The 17,348-nt window shown below is 63.9% G+C and carries 15 protein-coding genes; 6 read left to right on the plus strand and 9 right to left on the minus strand.

What is annotated here, in order from left to right; translation table 11 throughout:
• Positions 1-143 precede the first annotated feature (143 nt).
• From AC1DW9_RS30500 to AC1DW9_RS30520, 5 genes are all read left to right on the plus strand, one after another.
• The gene (locus tag AC1DW9_RS30500; RefSeq protein WP_476776927.1) at positions 144-1,199 is read left to right on the plus strand and encodes an ABC transporter substrate-binding protein; all 1,056 of its coding nucleotides are present in this window, start codon (positions 144-146) and stop codon (positions 1,197-1,199) included.
• On the plus strand, positions 1,196-2,344 hold the full coding sequence (locus tag AC1DW9_RS30505; protein WP_441506677.1) for an ABC transporter ATP-binding protein: 1,149 nt from the start codon (positions 1,196-1,198) through the stop codon (positions 2,342-2,344). The genes AC1DW9_RS30500 and AC1DW9_RS30505 overlap by 4 nt, the downstream gene beginning before the upstream one ends.
• A complete protein-coding gene (locus tag AC1DW9_RS30510) occupies positions 2,341-3,255 on the plus strand; it encodes an ABC transporter permease (protein WP_476824761.1) in 915 nt (304 codons plus the stop codon). The genes AC1DW9_RS30505 and AC1DW9_RS30510 overlap by 4 nt, the downstream gene beginning before the upstream one ends.
• 1 nt (position 3,256) lies before the next feature.
• Positions 3,257-4,072 carry an ABC transporter permease gene (locus tag AC1DW9_RS30515; protein WP_441491091.1) on the plus strand — a complete coding sequence of 272 codons (816 nt, stop codon included), beginning with the start codon at positions 3,257-3,259 and terminating at the stop codon, positions 4,070-4,072.
• A 155-nt stretch (positions 4,073-4,227) separates the two neighbouring features.
• The gene (locus AC1DW9_RS30520) at positions 4,228-6,750 is read left to right on the plus strand and encodes a rhomboid family intramembrane serine protease (RefSeq protein ID WP_476776929.1); all 2,523 of its coding nucleotides are present in this window, start codon (positions 4,228-4,230) and stop codon (positions 6,748-6,750) included.
• A gap of 24 nt (positions 6,751-6,774) precedes the next feature.
• Here AC1DW9_RS30520 and AC1DW9_RS30525 read toward each other — a convergent pair whose 3' ends face one another.
• The 5 genes from AC1DW9_RS30525 to AC1DW9_RS30545 all read right to left on the minus strand — a co-directional run bounded on the left by AC1DW9_RS30525 (position 6,775) and on the right by AC1DW9_RS30545 (position 9,698).
• Entirely contained in the window at positions 6,775-7,227 is a 453-nt protein-coding gene (locus AC1DW9_RS30525; RefSeq protein WP_476776930.1) for an MBL fold metallo-hydrolase, read from the minus strand.
• 43 nt (positions 7,228-7,270) lie between these two features.
• Entirely contained in the window at positions 7,271-7,591 is a 321-nt protein-coding gene (locus AC1DW9_RS30530) for an MBL fold metallo-hydrolase (RefSeq protein ID WP_476776931.1), read from the minus strand.
• Positions 7,592-7,832: 241 nt separating this feature from the next.
• On the minus strand, positions 7,833-8,216 hold the full coding sequence (locus tag AC1DW9_RS30535) for a nuclear transport factor 2 family protein (RefSeq protein ID WP_476776932.1): 384 nt from the start codon (positions 8,214-8,216) through the stop codon (positions 7,833-7,835).
• 97 nt (positions 8,217-8,313) lie between these two features.
• Positions 8,314-8,967: a TVP38/TMEM64 family protein gene (locus tag AC1DW9_RS30540; RefSeq protein ID WP_476776933.1), complete on the minus strand. Its 654-nt coding sequence runs from the start codon at positions 8,965-8,967 to the stop codon at positions 8,314-8,316.
• The gene (locus AC1DW9_RS30545; RefSeq protein ID WP_441491098.1) at positions 8,964-9,698 is read right to left on the minus strand and encodes an SDR family oxidoreductase; all 735 of its coding nucleotides are present in this window, start codon (positions 9,696-9,698) and stop codon (positions 8,964-8,966) included. Before AC1DW9_RS30545 ends, AC1DW9_RS30540 begins: the two co-directional genes overlap by 4 nt.
• Before the next feature lie 132 nt (positions 9,699-9,830).
• On the opposite strand from AC1DW9_RS30545, the gene AC1DW9_RS30550 reads away from it, so the two are divergent.
• Positions 9,831-10,349, plus strand: a complete 519-nt coding sequence (locus AC1DW9_RS30550; RefSeq protein ID WP_476776934.1) for a Crp/Fnr family transcriptional regulator — start codon at positions 9,831-9,833, stop codon at positions 10,347-10,349.
• A 348-nt stretch (positions 10,350-10,697) separates the two neighbouring features.
• Here the strand turns inward: AC1DW9_RS30550 and AC1DW9_RS30555 are convergent, their stop codons facing one another.
• From AC1DW9_RS30555 to AC1DW9_RS30570, 4 genes are all read right to left on the minus strand, one after another.
• Entirely contained in the window at positions 10,698-10,901 is a 204-nt protein-coding gene (locus AC1DW9_RS30555; RefSeq protein ID WP_069881900.1) for a cold-shock protein, read from the minus strand.
• A 1,215-nt stretch (positions 10,902-12,116) separates the two neighbouring features.
• The gene (locus tag AC1DW9_RS30560; RefSeq protein ID WP_476855277.1) at positions 12,117-14,015 is read right to left on the minus strand and encodes a TniQ family protein; all 1,899 of its coding nucleotides are present in this window, start codon (positions 14,013-14,015) and stop codon (positions 12,117-12,119) included.
• Positions 14,015-15,082 (minus strand): AAA family ATPase, encoded by a 1,068-nt coding sequence (locus AC1DW9_RS30565; protein ID WP_476776936.1) that lies wholly within the window; start codon positions 15,080-15,082, stop codon positions 14,015-14,017. The genes AC1DW9_RS30560 and AC1DW9_RS30565 overlap by 1 nt, the downstream gene beginning before the upstream one ends.
• Positions 15,079-17,322, minus strand: coding sequence for a hypothetical protein (locus AC1DW9_RS30570; RefSeq protein WP_476776937.1), 2,244 nt, complete (start codon positions 17,320-17,322; stop codon positions 15,079-15,081). The genes AC1DW9_RS30565 and AC1DW9_RS30570 overlap by 4 nt, the downstream gene beginning before the upstream one ends.
• Positions 17,323-17,348 lie beyond the last annotated feature (26 nt).

Here is a 17,348-nt window from a genome sequence, read left to right on the forward strand (position 1 = left end):
GGCCTTCCCCAATTCTCAGAATGGACCTTCTGGCCAGACCAATTTCAACAAACTCTGCACGCTCTCAATGGTGGGAAGCTGGGTCGCTACAGCGACTGCGCGACTGCCGCTGGACATGTGCCCCTCAGCTCAGGAGATATGACATGCAGTGCCCGCCGATCCTGCCGTCGCGATCGACCCTCGTCCTTCTCCTGAGCCTGGCCGGAGCGATGCCGGCCCTGGCGCAGGAGCTCACCGTTGTGTCCTTCGGCGGCTCCTATCAGGAGGCGCAGAGCAAGGCGCTGTTCGTGCCTGCCGCCAAGGCGCTGGGCATCAAGCTCAAGGAAGAGACCTATAGCAGCATCGCCGACCTGCGCCTCAAGGTGAAGGCTGGCGCCGTGACCTGGGATGTCGTCGCCAGCGGCTCCGGCAGCGCGGCGCGCGCGGGCTCCGAGGGCATTCTCGAAAAGCTCGACTACAAGGTCATCGACACCTCGAGCTTCGTGCCTGGCACCGCGCAGGATTACTGCGTCGGCGGCGACGTCTTTTCCACGGTTCTGGCCTGGAACACCAAGACCTACGGCGAGAAGGGCCCGCAGAGCTGGGCCGATTTCTGGGACGTCAAGACATTCCCGGGCAAGCGCTCCTATCGCAAGGGCGTGGCGGGTGCGCTCGAGCCCGCCCTGATGGCCGACGGCGTGCCGCCGGAAAAGGTCTACGAGGTCCTGTCGCAGCCCGGCGGCATCGAGCGCGCGATCAAGAAGATCCGCGAGCTGAAGCCGCATATCGCGGTCTGGTGGAGTTCTGGCGCCCAGCACGCCCAGCTGATGAAGGATGGCGAGGTCGACATGATCACCGGCTGGAACGGGCGCTTCGACGTCGCCGCCAAGGACGGTGCCAAGGTCGCCTACACCTTCAACCAGGCGCTGCTCGACTATGACTGCTTCGCCATCGCCAAGGGGGCGCCGAACAAGGACCTGGCGATGAAGTTCCTGGCCGAGATCAGCAAGCCGCAATACCAGGCCGAATTCACCAAATACATCACCTACGGGCCGACCAACAAGAAAGCCTACGACCTCGGCACGATCGAGGCGGCCTATGCCAAATCACTGCCGTCGCATCCCGACAATGCCGCCAAGCAGGTGCCGATCGACCTCGACTGGTACACCAAGTTCGAGACCCAGGCCTCGGCCGCCTACCAGAACATGCTGACCGAATGAGACTGGCGGCTGATCCCGGCGAGCGGGAGGCTGCCATCGCGGCAGCCCCGCTCGTCTCACCCGCAGGCAGGGCGCTGCCGATCGCAGTGCGGCGCTTGAGCAAGGCCTATGGCGCCGTCTCGGTGCTCGACGATGTCGATCTCGACGTCAGGCCCGGCGAGTTCCTGACTCTGCTCGGCCCATCGGGGTCGGGCAAGACGACCCTGCTGATGGCGATCGCCGGCTTCCTGCGGCCCGACAAGGGCAGCATCCGCTTCGGCGAGCGCGAGGTCGTCCGGCTTGCGCCGCACAAGCGCGAGATCGGCATGGTCTTCCAGAACTACGCCTTGTTTCCGCATATGGACGTCGCCCGCAATGTCGGGTTCCCGCTCAGGCTGAGGCGCGTCCCGGCGAGCGAGATCGCCCGGCGCGTCGAGGCCGCGCTGGAGATGTTCCAGCTTGGCGGCTATGGCGGGCGCAGCATCAACCAGCTCTCCGGCGGCCAGCGCCAGCGCGTCGCGCTTGCCCGGGCCATCGTCTTCGAGCCGCGCATCATCCTGATGGACGAGCCGCTCTCGGCGCTCGACAAGCAGCTGCGCGAGCGCATGCAGATCGAGCTGCGCCAGCTCCATGACCGGCTCGGCACCACCACCGTCTATGTCACGCATGACCAGCGCGAGGCCCTGACCATGTCGGACCGCATCGCGGTGCTCGATCGCGGTCGGATCGCGCGGATCGACACGCCGCGTGCGATCTACGACCAGCCCGGCAGCCGTTTCGTCGCCGAGTTCATCGGCGAATCCTCGTTTCTCGATGTCGCGGTCACCGATGGCATCTGCCGGGCTGCCGGCGCCGTCATCCAGGCGCCCAAGGTCCCGGCCGGGCAGCGGAACTGCGTGATGATGCTGCGCCCGGAACGGCTACGCATCCTCGACGGCAGCGAAACCGAGGCGATGAACCGCTTCGAGGGCACGGTCCAGAGCGCGATATACCAGGGCGACACGCTGCTGCTGCAGCTCGTGCTGGGCGATGGCAGCCTGGTCAGCCTGCGCATGGCGACACGGGGCGACGATGCCGCGCCGCCGGCACGCGGCACGCCGATCGCGGTCGGCATCGCCGTCAGCGACACCGTCCTGCTGGGCGACGAGGGGAGGGCGCGCAAGTGAGCGCGCCCGGGCTCAGCATTGCCGGCGGGGCCGGCGACGATTTCCATGCCGCGGCGCTGCACCGCGACCATTGGCGCGAGCGGTTCGGGCTGGCGGCGCTGGCCGCGCCTGCGCTCCTGCTCGTCACGATCACGGTGCTGCTGCCGGTCGGCTGGCTCTTCGGCCTGTCTTTCCTCGACGATGCCGGCGCACCGAGCCTGGAGCATTACCGGCGCATGCTGGCCGAGCCTTCCTATGGCCGGACCTTCCGCACGACCTTCGAGATCAGCCTGCTGACCACGGCGATCTGCATCCTGCTCGGCTATCCGCTCGCCTATTTCCTGTCGCAGCTGCCGCGGCGCGCCGCCAATCTCTGCATGATCGCGGTGCTGCTGCCGTTCTGGACCTCGCTCCTGGTGCGCACCTATGCCTGGCTGGTGCTGCTGCAGCGCCGCGGGCTGATCAACACCTGGGGCATGGAGCTCGGCATCTGGAGCGAGCCGCTGCAGCTCGTCCACAATGTCGCGGGAACGCTGATCGGCATGGTCCATATCATGCTGCCCTTCCTCGTCCTGCCGCTCTACGGAACGATGCGGGCGATCGACCGCGACCTGCTGCGGGCGGCCTCCAGCCTCGGCTCGACCCCGGCTCACGGCTTCTGGACCGTGTTCTTTCCGCTGTCGCTGCCCGGTCTTGCCGCGGGCTCCGCGCTCGTCTTCGTGCTCTGCCTCGGCTTCTACGTGACGCCGGCGATGCTCGGCGGCGGCAAGGTGACGATGGTCTCGAACCGCATCGCCAACGATATCGAGCTGTTCTTCAACTGGGGGGCGGCGAGTGCGCTCGGTGTCGTGCTGCTAGTGATCACGCTCGTCGTGCTCGTCCTGGCTGCCCGGCTCTCGCGCGGCGCGGGCCTCTTCGGCGCGGGGCATTGATATGAGCTGGTTCGATCGTCCCGCCAGCGACACGCAGATCACGCACCGGTCGCGGCTCTGGCTCTACGGGCTCGGGGTGCTGGTGCTCGCCTTCCTGGCCCTGCCGACGCTGATCGTGATCCCGATGTCGTTCTCTCAGTCGCAGTATCTGGAGTTTCCGCCGCGGCAATGGTCGTTGCGCTGGTACGAGGCGTTCTTCTCCTCGCAGAGCTGGATGGCGGCGACGGGGACCTCGCTCAAGGCCGGCATCTGCACGGCGCTCGTGGCGACGCCGGTCGGCACGCTTGCGGCCTATGGGCTGCATGTCTCGCGGCTGCGCTTCGGCGGGGTCGTGATCCTGGCGCTGCTGACGCCGACGATCGTTCCGGTCATCCTCGTCGGCGTCGCGCTGTTCTATGCCTTCGTGCAGCTCAAGATGGTCAATTCCTTCCTCGGCATCGTGCTCGCGCACACGATGCTTGCCGTGCCGATCGTGATGATGATCGTCGGCTCGGCCCTGAAGAGCTTCGATCTCGACCAGGAGCGCGTTGCCCGCAGCCTGGGCGCGACGCGGGCGCAGGCCTTCCTCCAGGTGACGATGCCCCAGATCGGCTTCGCCATCGTCACCTCGGCCCTGCTCTCCTTCCTGACCTCCTTCGACGAGGTGGTGGTCTCGCTCTTCGTCTCCGGCGGCGACAACTCGACGCTGACGCGCGCGATGTTCATGGCGCTGCGCGACCAGATCGACCCGACCATCGCGGCGATCTCGACCATCATGATCGTGATCACCTCGCTGCTTCTGGCGGCCTCGCAACTGCTGGGCAAGGCGGAGAAATAAAGGCAATGGAGTCAATCCTTTGCCGGTAGATTTGGCACATGCCGGCCGACCTGGCGAGACCGTGACAAGCTGAGCGGCGCGCCCTATTCATGGCAACCTGAGCTTGCGGCCGACCAAAGCAGCGCAACGCTGCCGGCCATGATCGGGATGGGGGTATGGGGGACGCACCGGATTGGGTGAAGGGCGGCGTTCTGCGCCGCGGCCTGGCCTTCCTGATCGATCTTGTCGTCGTGATGATCGTCACCCAGGCACTGGCGGCCGTCCTGTTCCCGCTGTCGAATGGGGCGTTGATCGACGGCTCCAGCTTCATGACGGACTGCCGGCCCGCGCAAGGCCGCCCCGCGACGATCGAGATCCCGGCCGGCTTCCGGCCGACTTCAGTAAGCATCTGCACGAAATCGCTGTTGGGGCAGCCGACTGCCCGGTTCTACACGCTGTCGCGGCAGGGGGCCGATTCAAGCGTCACGACCTCGCTCAGCTATGCACTGAACGCTGAGAACCAGATGACGCTGGCCTTCGATCTGTCGATCCTGCAATGGCCGCTGCTGGCGCTGATGCGGTGGCTGCTGGAGATCCGCGGCGTGCCGAGCCTCGGGCGCCATCTCTTGTCCCTGCGCGTCCTGCCGCGGTGGGACGAGCCGGTCACCGCAGCAGAGATCCGCGCCGCGCTCGCCCGGCGCTATAGTCTGTTCGCGCTGCCCGGCGTGGCGCCTCTGGCAATGGCGGTCCTGCTGTTCGCTGCCCTTCGCTCAGGGGTGCCGCTTCCGAACGATCTGGCATCCATCCTGGGCTTCCTCGGCAACCTGCCGCTCGCCATGGCGGTGATCGCCGCCTTGTACGCGATCGCGCGGGGGCGCGATGCCTTCTACGACGAAGCCGCGGGAACCACCGTGCTCCGCCTCGTGAACGGGGCCAGGGAGGTCGCATCTGAGCAGCCCCCTGGTGCAGAACCTGGCATTCCCGGCGGCGCTCCGCGGAAAGCCGCGCTGTCCGCCGGTCTCCAGCCCGTCCCCTGGGCGACGCTGGCGCTGGCAGCTCTTCTCATCCTCGTCTTCATCGGCGAATTGGTTGAAACCTATGTCCGGTCGCAGAGCCTCGGTGTCACCGGGATGACCATCGTGCTGTTCGGCGGCGTCTCCAGTGAACTCGCGATCCAGGCCGGGCAATGGTACCGCCTCGCCCTCGCCATGTTCCTGCACTGGAGCCTGGCGCATCTGATCGGCAACGTCGTCATCCTGGCGATCGCCGGCTGGTTCCTGCAGCCGGTCCTCGGGATGGGCTGGCTTCTCGCCATCTTCCTGCTCGGCGGGCTTGCGGGGGCTCTCGGTTCTATCCTGGTGAACCCGGCAACCCTGATTGGTGCAGGGGCTTCGGGCGCCATCATGGCCGTGATCGCTGCGGGCCTCGTGGTGAGCCTCCGGCTTGCCGACGATGCCCGCCGGCTCTGGCTGCAGGCATTCTGCGTCGCGATCCTGCTCGCAACCTTCCTCGCCGGCGGCAGGCTCGCGGCTGGAGAGCTCGACCATGCCAGCCATGGCGGCGGTGCTCTTACCGGGGCCATGCTCGGCGCCCTGATCCTGCGGTCCTGGGATGCCGGGACGCGGCGTCCGCGCTGGGCCCGCCCCGCGCTTGCAGTCGCACTCGGCCTGACAGCCTTGACATTCCTCTCGATTCCGCGCGCGGGCTTTGGTGACGTCGCCCTGGCGCGGTTGACCATCCCGCCGGAGCAAGTGCCAAAGACCGATGCCGAATGGTTCGCACGCTCCGCCGAGCTCGTTCGCCAGTATCCGCGCGATCCGCGCAGCCATCTCGCCCATGCCGTCGCGGTCGGCAACGACAAGGCTGCGCGCGAGAGGGCCTTGACGCTGGTCAGCAGGACCCAGGCGGCCCTGTCCCCGGCCAGTCTTCCCGAGGTCGAGCAGAACGCCTTCCTTGTCGTGGGCGAAGCGCGGCGCAAGGCGCGAGACTGGGAAGCCGCGCGCGACCTCTTCACACGCGCGAGCGCCACAACGGCGCCGCCTATGCCCGCGATCTATGGCTGGCGCGCACAGACTGAACTCGCGCTCGGCTTGCTTGACGCGGCGCTTGAAGACGCAGAAGTCCAGGTTCGCCTGCAACCATCCAGCACCCAGGCGCTGGTCGATCTGGCTGGTATCTTCGACGCCATGGGCCGGCAGCGCGACGCGATCACTAGGCTCGATCAGGCGCTCGCCATGGAGCCGGACAATGCCGGCATACTGCGCTATCGCGGCTGGCTTGCCTTCTTCGACGGCCGGCCCAAGAAGGCCATTCAGGACCTGGAACGGGCTCTCACGCTGAAGCCCGAAGACGCCTATGCCGCCCTGTGGCTGCACATCGTCTCCGCACGTTCGGGGCGAGGGGGGCGGCTCGCCTCGGCGGCCAAGGGGGTCGACATGACTGTCTGGCCAGCCCCGATCATCCAGTTCTATCGCGGCGAGATCGACCGCAACGTCTTGCGCGCGGCAACGCAGAGCCGAGACCCGATCACGCATGGCGAACAGACCTGCGAGGCGAATTTCTATCTCGGCGAATGGCACCTTCTGGAGAATGCCAAGGCCGAGGCCGACCCGTTCATCTTCTATGCGGCCACGAGTTGCCCGAAGACCTTCGTGGAATGGGCGGCCGCCCGCACCGAGCGCCGCCTGATCGAGCGGTGAGGGGCGCGGGACGCCCCGACCTCGTCAGACCGAGATCCACTTCTCATCCAGCACTGCTGCGCGCCCCTCATCCCTGAGCTTGAGCAGATGCGCCGCCACATTGCGCTCGGCGGCGCGGCGCAGCCAGGGATCGGTTTGCGAATAGAGCCGATCGACGAGATCCCAGGTTCCCATCGGTCCGGCTTTTAGCGCATCGGCAATGGCGTTCTCGCGCCTGAGGCGATGCTCCAGCAGCTCGGCGACATAGGGCTGCGGATTGGGCAGCGGCGGCCCATGCCCGGGCAGATACAGGCTGTCGTCGCGCGCCAGCATCAGCCGTAGGCTTGCAACGTAATCGGCCATGTCACCGCCCGGCGGCGCGACGATGCTGCTCGACCAGGACATGACGTGGTCGGCGCTGAACAGGATCCCGTCCCGGAAGGCAAAGCAGAGATGGTCGGAGGCGTGTCCGGGCGTGTGGATCGCCGTCATCCCCAATGCGGTGTCGCCGTCCTTCAGCAGGATATCGGGGATAAAGGCGTCATCGGCGCTGAGATGGTAGGCGTATGTCTTCGCGCCGGTGCGGGCCTTCAGGCCGGCGGTCGCGCCGAGATGGTCGGAATGGGTGACTCAGCACGATCGCAGAAACCGCACCGCCCGTGGCGCGCAGGATGTCGTCGAGATGCCCGGCATCGTCGGGGCCGGGATCGAGAACCACGAAGCCGTCGCCATCCTCGATCAGATAGGTATTGGTGCCACGATAGGTCATCAGGCTCGGATTATTGGCGACGATACGGGAGATGCCGGGGACAACCTCCATCGGCCGGCCACGCGGCGGCTCCGGTTCAGTCAGAAAGGCCAATATCCTATCCTTCGCTGGGGCGATGCAGACCGAGCCCCGTCCTGCTCGCTCTTACGCGATGTCGAAGGCAGGAGAAATTGCGCGCAAGGTATAGCGGGGTTCTGCCTCTCGGTGATCGTCTCGGATGCCATGCTCCTCGTCGGGAGCGCGGATGACCGCAGCTTCCAGCATGCGGCATTCGCCCATGGCGATCCGGTGATCGGACAAACCGGCTCGCCACCAGGCAGTCAAACCAGCGCGCTCAGGCATCCTGCAGCATCGTCTCGGTGTGGAGGGCGCATTTCCAGGATTGGCCATCCCTGACCCATGTCGTGCTATCCGCGCATTTCATGTCCATGGGTTTGCCCTTCATGTCGCCCTTCTGATGCACCTTGTAGGCGATGACGGCGACTTCGTCGGTCGGCATGATCACGTCGACATCGCTGAGCTTGAAGCTCCGCAGCGTCCACCGGCCTTCTTCCGTCATGGTTTCATACCGGTCGGGGTCGATCTTCATCGCCCCCATCGGGCCGGTGATCAGACATTCGCTGGCGATCATCGATTTCGCGAGCTTGGCATCCTTGTCGACCATGGACTGCCAGAAGCGCGTCTCGAGATCGATGATGGTTTGCTTGTCTCCGGACATGGCTGTTCTCCTTTGACGAAGAGAACGAGCATCGGTGGAGCAGGTTCCGGGAAGGGCGCCGCCGCCCGCCGCCCGCCCACCGTTGCATCGTCATGGCTCACAGGCCCTGCGCAGATCGCCTGCGGATGAGCGTCCAGGCGAGCAGAAGTCCGACACTGATGGTGATCGCAGCATAGATCGCCGGTGCGGGATTGCTGAACGTGCTCTTCGAACCTGCCCAGGCGACGATGAAGGCAAAGGGTATGACGCCGACGCAGTAGCCGAACAGGAAACGTCGAAACCGCATCCGGGTCATTCCGGCAATGGTGCAGCTGAGCTCGGGCAGGATCGGCAGCGCCTGACACGCAAACAGCGTGAGCAGATCGTTCTTCGCAAAGGCTCGCTCGATCTCCGCGAGCTTTTCGCCATCCTTGAAAAGCCTGGCGAGGACGGGTCTACCAAAGCGGCGCCCCATCCCATATCCGCCGAGCCCCAGCAGCATCAGCCCGGTGGTGGCGGAGGCTCCGCCCAGGAGCGGGCCCATCGCATATCCCGCGATCAGGATCGTCGTCATCGTGGGCACTGCAATCAAGAGGTCGATCGCCAGCAGGAGGACGACACCCGCCCCCAGATAGAGCGGATTGATCTCCTTCGCGGCCTCGATGAAGGCCAGCGCACTGCGCTCGGAGACCAGACCTGTCGATTTGACGATGAGCGCGGTTGAAGCGAACGCGAGCGCAAGGACAAGCGCGACTTTCAGAAGCCCCTTCATGAGCCGCGCATCATCCTGCGACTGAGCCCGGGCGCCAGCCTGGATGTCAGCGGCAAGAGCCTCGCCTTTCCGACATGGATTTCCGGCCGCGCACACCTGACGCCCGCCAGGATCGCCTCCGCGGCATCGCGAGCCGATATCTTTCCGCTGCCGCGCCCCGCCGTCATCGGGGTCTCGACCAGGGGAAGGATCGCCTCGATCACCGCCACCCCGTCCGTTTCGAGCTGGTACCGCAGGCTCTGGGAAAAGCTGTGCAGCGCCGCCTTGGTCGCGCAATAGAGCGCCGTCCGCTGCTTCGGGAGGAGAGCCAGTCCCGAGGAGATATTGACGATCGCGGTGCCCATGCCCTGCCGTCTCAGACCCGGCAGAAATGCGTGGGTCAGCAAGGCCGGGGCCAGCAGGTTGACCGCAATTTCGGCGTCCATCTGCAGGGGATCGAAATCGGGATCGGTCAAGGCGACGGGATATTGGAGCGCCGCATTGTTGATGAGCACGCTCAGATCGGCATGGCGCGCCGCGATATCGGCTGCCACCGCCCTGACGGCCGCAGGATCGGCCAGGTCGATATCGATCGCCTCCAGTCCGTTGCGCGGCTCGAGCCGGCTTGCGCTTCGTGCCAGCACAATGACGGAGTGCCCGGCGGACAGGAGCTTTTCCAGCATCTCGGCTCCGATGCCCGAGGTGCCGCCCGTCAGAACGACTTTCGAGGATCGAGAAAGCGGGGTACGCATTCCGATGTCTTGTCTCCTTTGTGTCTGTCGTCGATCCTCCTGCCATGCTTTCGAGCGTTCCTGATGAACCCGGGTTTAGATGAGCGAGGTTCTCCGGCCGGCCGACTCCTGAGTCAGCTCCGGGAACTTGCTTTGCAGGACAAAGTTTGGGGCGACAGGCTCTGGACCGCCAGGGCTTGTCCCAAGGGCCATGTCCTGTTCGATCCGGACAATGCGCCGGCCGATCTGTTCATTCTCACGGAAGGGCTCATCAAGCTGGTCTACGTCACGCCCGAGGGCGATGAACGGATCAAGAGCTTCATCGCCGATCAGGGCCTGTTCGCGGCAGAGGGCAACGGGCCGGCCTTCGGCGCACGAACGCTCGAACCATCGACAATCATCCGGGTTCCCCTGCCATGGTTGCAGCAGCGGATCGCCGAGAACCCGGATCTGCAGCGCGCTTACGGCCAGTTCGCGGATTGGGTGAGGCAGCGCAAATCGCGGCGCGAGCAGGCCTTGCTCTGCGATTCCGCCGCAGAGCGATTTCGGGCCATGCTAAGGCTGGAGCCGGGCTTGTTTAGCCGTCTCTCCCAGGGAGATATCGCGCGCTATCTCGGCATCACGCCCATCGCCTTCAGCAGGATCAAACGGCGCCTGAGCGCAGCTGAGTGACGGCATTGCACGCCGGAACTGTGACGTTCAGCCATAGCCTCGCAAGCAATCTGCGGCAGCGGCGGTTCGAATTCGGCATCCCGGGCCGTCCTGCCGGCTCCGGCGCCAAGCGTAGTTCCATCGACAGCGATCGCGCTATGCTGACCGAAGGTTCGCAGGGCCGGGTTCCCGGTTCCACAGCGTCTCACCCACGTGGGCTAGCCTGCCCGGGGGCGTAAAATCCGCCCGGCGCGCCTGATCGATGGATGTCCTGGCCTTCCAAGCGCTGCCTGACCGCGCTGCTAATGCGATGTCAGGACATGCCGTCAGGTGGCAAGCCGTTTCGACGCAAAAGACGTCAGGTGGTGATCAGAGAAGCTGGAGGGAGCCTGCCGCTGTCTTGCCGCGTTCGGTTTTCAAGTCGAAAGCGACCTTCTGTCCTTCGGTCAGAGTCATCATGCCGGCCTCTTTCACGGCTGTGATGTGTACAAACACATCCTTGCCGCCGTCTGAAGGCTGAATGAACCCGAAACCCTTCTCAGTATTGAACCATTTCACGTTTCCCGTCGCCATAGCCGCATCCTCTGAAGATTGCGTCTTGCGGGCAGGCGGATGCTCGATCCGACGACCCGGCGAAAGAATTGACCGAAAAGACAAGGTTGTCGAGACCAAACGTGAAGCGTCACTGGCCGACGATTACAACCGGTTTATCATCACAACTGTGAGTTGCCATCGAATGGCGCTGATGCATCAATATACACCTCCGGTAGTGCTGGATCGATCATACCCAGCGCCGACGCGCGATCCTTCCAAGGACGATGATCTTTGCGCCACGCGCAACCTGCGTCATGACCTGCCGAAGAGCAGGTTCCGAGGGAGGCGGACGTCTATCGCCCGCCGGTATCGCTCACGATTGCTCTGATCTCGCGTGCGACGGCAAGGAGCGCCCCGTCCCGACATCACCGCGTGCCGTATCCGCGTGAAGGCCGACCCAAAGTTTTGTGCCAAGGTCGCCCCGAACAGAGGGTTTCGACCCAAAGTTTTGTACGAAACGGATCCAAAGTTTTGCAGTGTCGAAATTACGGATGCTCGCGAAGGTTGCAGAAATTGGGCTTCCCCGGGGGCGTTCGTGGCTACAAAGCTTCGGACTCCCGCAGGGCTCGACGCATCATTCGCCGGGGCCGTGAAGGCCCTCTCCCCGTTCTGACTTTCTGCGATGACTGGACGCTGCTGATTGCCGCATTCACGGCGACGGGCCAGGCGTACGACCACTATGATCCTTTGAGCCGCCGTCGTGCGGGCGAGTTCCTGCATATCCTAAAGGACAAGATCCATAGGAACCCGGGACCAGTAAAACTGACGGTTGACCCTGAGGGCCGGTCTCCGTGGATGCCGCTCTCCAATGTGACCGGCGTCCACGTCTATGAGACTGACGATGGGTGGAAATCCGAGATCACGACGACATTCCGCTCCCGAACCCCCGCGAGCGGGTCATCCGCTTCCCGTGCCCGACGCGGTCATGGTCCCCATCTACGGCAAAATGATCGAGGACCATATCGGATGGGCAGGAGAGTTGGACGTGACGGCCGAAACCGCTCGGTAGCGTAGATTGGCGAGCCATTCAGCTACCGGTGGGCGGGGGGGGCTTGACGGACAGCTCTACCGGTCCCTCGGAATGGAAGAGAGAAGGGAGCTGGTCAGAGCCCGCGCGGGTGCGGTCGCGGTCGGCATCGATCGCGGGGAGATGCCGCTCCCGCGGCATCGTTCCGACACTGATGATCGAAAACGCTACAACGACGCACAGCTCTGCATGGTGTCCAAGGCTGCCTGCCGAGGAAAGATCTTCACTCGGACGACGTCATACGGGAACACAGGTTCGACGCCTGCTAGCCGCAATCTCTTGAGGGTCCGTATGTGGCCGATCCCGCTGATCTCGCAAAGCTCAACGAGCGAGATATAGCGCGTCTTGAACGCCTCCACGCTCTCGTGTGTCACTCCCCTTACAATGTGCCGGGCCCTTGGACTGAACTCCTCGGTGGTTGCGAGCGCGCCGAAGCTGACAATGGCTGCGGTGCTGTTCTTGCCGAAGCCGCGAATGAAATTCTCGACATCACGGTATTGAATACAGGACATCGCGGGCTCGCTCCTGACCAGCGACTTGATCTCATTGGTATCGACGAGCAGGTTCTCGTAGCGAAGCTCCGTACCGATCCGCCCCTTCCAGCGGAGCGTACCGGCGGCTATCCATTTCACCAGATCGTTGACTTTCGCCGTGGCTACGAATCTGGCCCTCATCACGCTAGTTTGGTGGTCGGCGGCCACGTCTATAGACTCCGCGCCCCTGAACAAGCGCTCCATGAGCGCATCGACATCGGCACGCGCGAACCGGTGGCGTGCGCCAGCAATCTTGTTCGAATCCGTCAGTGACGGCAGAAAACCGAGCGATATGATGGTGATCAAATGGGTTCGCGGGATGCCCGTGATCTTGAGAACCGCTTCCATGCTGAGCGCGTCCCGGAGCTGGCTGACCTCAAGCTCAATGTCCTCAATCCTCACATTGACGCGGTGGTTGGACAGCTCGGCAGCCGGATCCGCCGCGTACAAGCCCTTTCGCGCAAGCACTTTCCGGATCGTCTTGGCGTGCACTCCCGTCGCCACGGCCGCTGTTTGCACAGTATGTATGCGGCGGCGACCCAGAGGTTCGCCAAGCACAACGGTCCCCCGTTCCAGTGGTAGGAACTCGAAGGCGTGGCGGCGCAACACCCCGCGTGCCTTCTCGAAGTCGGGATCGGCCTGCGTACGCAGCAAGAGCTTGAAAACGTAGCCATAGGTGTCGAACAGGCCAATCACGCCGCGGGTCTTGCTCTGCTCGCCGACTAGCCGAGACAGCATCGGTTCCATCCCTTTCTCGCCTTCGGCCGCCAAGCGATAGCCCGCCGCCGCGGCCTTCGCCCATTCCGCCGCGGGGAGCTTTTTGGTGCTCGTTCTGGGGGGATGAAGCGCCGAGACGCCGAGAGCCTCGCAGAATGCGATGCCGACCCGTAGCGGCAGGTCATCGAGCCAATTCGACGGGTCCCGGACGCCATCCAGGCGTGCGACGATCCAGTCCTCGAAAGCCGAGTGCTGCGATGGGGTGGCGTCGCGTACCAGTTCATCCAGGACGGGGAGGACCCTCTGGCTGATAGTTGCGGAAAAGTCAGGCGCCTGCATGCGTCGAGACGCCGGGGGCGCATCAATCAGCACCACGTCGTGCTCTCGGCAGCTTCTGACATGATCGAACAGCCATTCCGACCGCAACCACGGACGGGCGGACTTCGGTCCCTCGAATTTCTCCAGATCCTCCCGAATGCAATGCGGACAGTAGCGAAAAARGGAGCGGTTCACCGACCCGGGATCTAAACGCTCCGAAGCCATCTTCGTCGATCGCTTCAGTGGAAGACGCAACGGCGTGTAGCGGATGAGCGCTTCCGTCCCCGCCGCGTCCAGGCCTCCAAGCGCGGCGATCTCACGTGCCGTCGCATCGGTGCCACAAAAGACATCAAGCTGGTTCACGCTCATATCGGTCAGAAGCGTGTAAAGATCGACTCCGTTAAGAGCCGCTAGGCGGGAGGCAAACCCGCTGGCTGGTTCGCGCTCCTGAAGTGGATGAGCCCAACCCAGGCGTTGGATCGGCAACCGGTCGGACATCACCAGCTCTCGTCGTGCTGATCGATGAGGAAGGACCCGGGCTTGAGCGCCATCCAGCGGTCGACGAGGAACGGGTTCTTGTCGTCACGTCCCAACGCGTGGGAGCGCAAGGCGTAGGCCCTTGCGAAGTCGGCAAGGGTCAACTCGTCAGCATGATCGTCGGCGGCCAGAGCCGAATGGATTGCCTCCAAAGTTACCTGGCAGATCCGCGCGTAGCGATATCGTGCGGAATGGGCCAGGCGCTCGGGCAGATCGGTTTCCAGCAAATGGGACACGGACAACCCGGCCGCTTCGCTCATTTTGACGAGGATCTTGGTTACAAGCTTGCGTTCCTCCGGCAATTTCACGTCGGTAAATTTGATGAAGGCGCCACCGCGGCGCTCGAACTGCTCATCGTTGAGCGGCAACTGTGCCACGCGGGGCAGGCCGGAAAGCAGGAACGCGACGGGCCAGTCGCGATCGATGGACACGCCCTTGATTGCGTTTGCCAGTTCCTCGCGCTCCTTCTGCGAGGCGGACTGCTTGATCAGATGCTGCGTTTCATCGATATGGATGAGCATCGTACGGCGAGCTTTCAACCGGGCCGCCATGACATCCCAGATTTCTCCGCGTTGCGTATCCTGGCGGATCGGATACCCGGCGGCGGCAATGATATTTCGACCGGCGATGCGGGGGAGCGTAAACCCGCGTAGCTTGATCGAGACGTACGGCAAAATCGTTCCGAGCGAGCCTGTGATGGGCTTCAACAGAGGATGGCGCGACAGAAGACGCTCCACGGCGGCGCTTTTTCCCGCGCCGCTCTCCCCCGTGAGAAAGAAAACTTCTGCTTCATCTCGGCCTGAGCCTCTCCGTGCCATGAAATTGCGAAAGAATGTTTCGAAGGCGTCGCCGAGCGCCTTGTCTCGCCCGCATGTGACGTAGACGGATTTGACGCGCTCCAGCCGCTCGACGATGCGCTGGTCGCGTTGGGGCATGCGTGCCCTCATCAAGTCGAAAAAGGCGTCGTCGTCGGCGAACGGATCGGCCGCTTCGCGGTGGTTGGCGCTGTCGCGGTTACTCTGACTCATTCGTCGGACTCGTCATCGTAGAGGTTGATTGACTGCGGTAGGATCGATGGCCCCCGGGAGGGCTTTTGCTCCCCGTCGGGCTGCGTCGGCCTCGGAGGGCGCTCGGTGCCCGCGACAAGCGTGCCGAGCCCGGACGTACCGTCGTCTCCATTCATCGGCGCGCCCCTCGGCTGGATCCGCGCTTCCGTGGCGAGATCACCCTTGCGCTCAAGCTCGCTGACGAACTTTCGGTACGTCTTGGGATCGATTTCGTCCGAGGGAATGCCAGCCTTGATGCGCAATTCCTCTGCTTCCTTTCGGATCGCACGGAACGCGCCGAGGCGGATCGGCGCGCCCAGCTCCGCCTGCTCGCGTTCGAATTGGCGCAGAATTCGGTTCGACCGCAGATGCTGGGCGACACTTATGCCCTCATAGCCCTCGGCGGTGAACGTCAAGTAGTCCCCGTCGCCGCTGAAATGGTTGCGATGGTCGTCGTGAACGAGCACCAGGATCGCGCCCATGTCATGCGGGTTGACCACGGCGGTCAGTCGGCCCCGGCCCAGGAGGCCATGCAGGACGCCCATTCGCGGATGCTTGTAGTCGACATGAAGATAGCGGATGCCTGCCGTCGAAATCGCCCTGTCGTGCAACGGGATGCCGAAGGCAATTTGCTGCTGGATGTGATCGGGCGGCGGATCGAGATCGTTTCCGGCCTCCTTCCAGGCATTATATGGAAGTTGCCCGCCGAGTCCGCGATGCGGCCGATGATGATAGCTGTCGACGATGAAGCGGATGAGAAGCCGCTCAAGGTCTTCGACCAAAAGGCTTGCCATCTGCTCCGCCGGATAGTCCCCCTTTTCCACGATGTTGGAGAACGCCTGACCCGTGAACATCCGGCAAAAGCGCTTGAACGTCCTGAAAAATGACTCGATCGTACCTCGGGACCGCGGGTCGCCGTTGCCGATGCGATGGGCGATGTCGAGCTGTACGACGCTGTCATGGAACGCGCCCCGGAATGCGGGGCCGCCGTCGGTCGCGATCTCACCTGGCCGCGCGTGCATGGGCCAGTCGCGTTCGGCCCCCGAGGATTTCGCGAGCACGCTCTTGTCAACGACGATGGTGCGCAACGCCGACTTCGAGCCCTGGGTCGAGGGAGAGAACGGGCTCACACCCAAACCCACAATGCATTTCGTGGCGACGTCGATCGCCGCGGTCACGGTGCATCGCACCGTTACCTTCTGTTTGCGCAGACTCCTTGCCATCATCCGCGCCTGTTCGGTGACGTAGTATTGGGCGTCGGGGTGCTGGATGACGGTATGGAGGTCCATCTCCCAATCATCCATCTCGATGCGTTCCATCCGCGCGAGGTCTCCGAGGCCCTCGCCGACGGGCGCGTACTTCTTCCGGGCCTGGTCGGGTCCCATGCGGCCGAGGTCGACGAAGAGAGGGGCGAGCCGTCGTATTCGACGTCGAATTGCGCGCTCGCTAACGTAGATCTTGGGACCTTCCGTCAGACCTCGGTTGAGCACGTCGATATCGGCTTCGACGGCTTCGTATACGTCGGCAATCGTGGGTTTTGCCCGGCTCGCATAGCGACGAACGTTCTTCTCCACGATTTCGGAGGCGCGCGAGTCGAGTTGGTATCGGTTCCCGCAATTGGCATAGCGGAGCCGGAAGGCTTGCCGCCGATGCCCCGCGGCGGCGAAGCGATTGACCCAGTACCGCAGGGTCGAGGGGCTCGGATAATCGAAGACCTTGCGCTCTTCACCCTCGAATTCACGGCCGGGAGGTCGGGCCACCTTGAACTGATTGACATACCACTGATGGATCGAATCCTTGCTCTGTTGGATAAAGGTGCCGATTGCGCAGGGCGAGCGGCTAACGCGACCTTCGGAATAGGCCTGTTCGAACCGGGTGCACCATTCGGCCTTCCAGGCGATGGTCCGAAGATCTTCCTCTCTCAGGTCGCTCAGATCGGAATTATCCCCCCGTGCCTTGATTAGCTGCTGGCCGAGCGAGAAATGGTCTTTGTCGATGCGCACTTTCTTGGCGCGCATGAGCGAGCCAAGTTCCTCATCGCTGAGCAGCTTGTAGTGATCCTCCAGGACTCCGTCGACTACGAGCTGAAGAAGATGCTCGCGACCGATCTTGTGGAGCGGCCGAAAGGCGGCGCCGGAGATTTTGATCCGATCGTGACGACCGAGCCGGAAGCTTATCGGCTGCATTGCTTGCCCTTGCTGGGACGGGAAGATGGCCGACACCTTCCCGTCCGAGGATTGGAGATCTC

The organism is Allobosea sp. P4_E12 (assembly GCF_056401655.1).

Bases quoted from the DNA above. Each gene is read 5' to 3' on its own strand.
- AC1DW9_RS30555 (WP_069881900.1), bottom strand. From the start codon at position 10,901: ATGGCGACGGGAAACGTGAAATGGTTCAATACTGAGAAGGGTTTCGGG.
- AC1DW9_RS30535 (WP_476776932.1), bottom strand. From the start codon at position 8,216: ATGTCCGGAGACAAGCAAACCATCATCGATCTCGAGACGCGCTTCTGG.
- AC1DW9_RS30520 (WP_476776929.1), top strand. From the start codon at position 4,228: ATGGGGGACGCACCGGATTGGGTGAAGGGCGGCGTTCTGCGCCGCGGC.
- AC1DW9_RS30540 (WP_476776933.1), bottom strand. From the start codon at position 8,967: ATGAAGGGGCTTCTGAAAGTCGCGCTTGTCCTTGCGCTCGCGTTCGCT.
- AC1DW9_RS30565 (WP_476776936.1), bottom strand. From the start codon at position 15,082: ATGAGTCAGAGTAACCGCGACAGCGCCAACCACCGCGAAGCGGCCGAT.
- AC1DW9_RS30505 (WP_441506677.1), top strand. From the start codon at position 1,196: ATGAGACTGGCGGCTGATCCCGGCGAGCGGGAGGCTGCCATCGCGGCA.
- AC1DW9_RS30545 (WP_441491098.1), bottom strand. From the start codon at position 9,698: ATGCGTACCCCGCTTTCTCGATCCTCGAAAGTCGTTCTGACGGGCGGC.
- AC1DW9_RS30500 (WP_476776927.1), top strand. From the start codon at position 144: ATGCAGTGCCCGCCGATCCTGCCGTCGCGATCGACCCTCGTCCTTCTC.
- AC1DW9_RS30515 (WP_441491091.1), top strand. From the start codon at position 3,257: ATGAGCTGGTTCGATCGTCCCGCCAGCGACACGCAGATCACGCACCGG.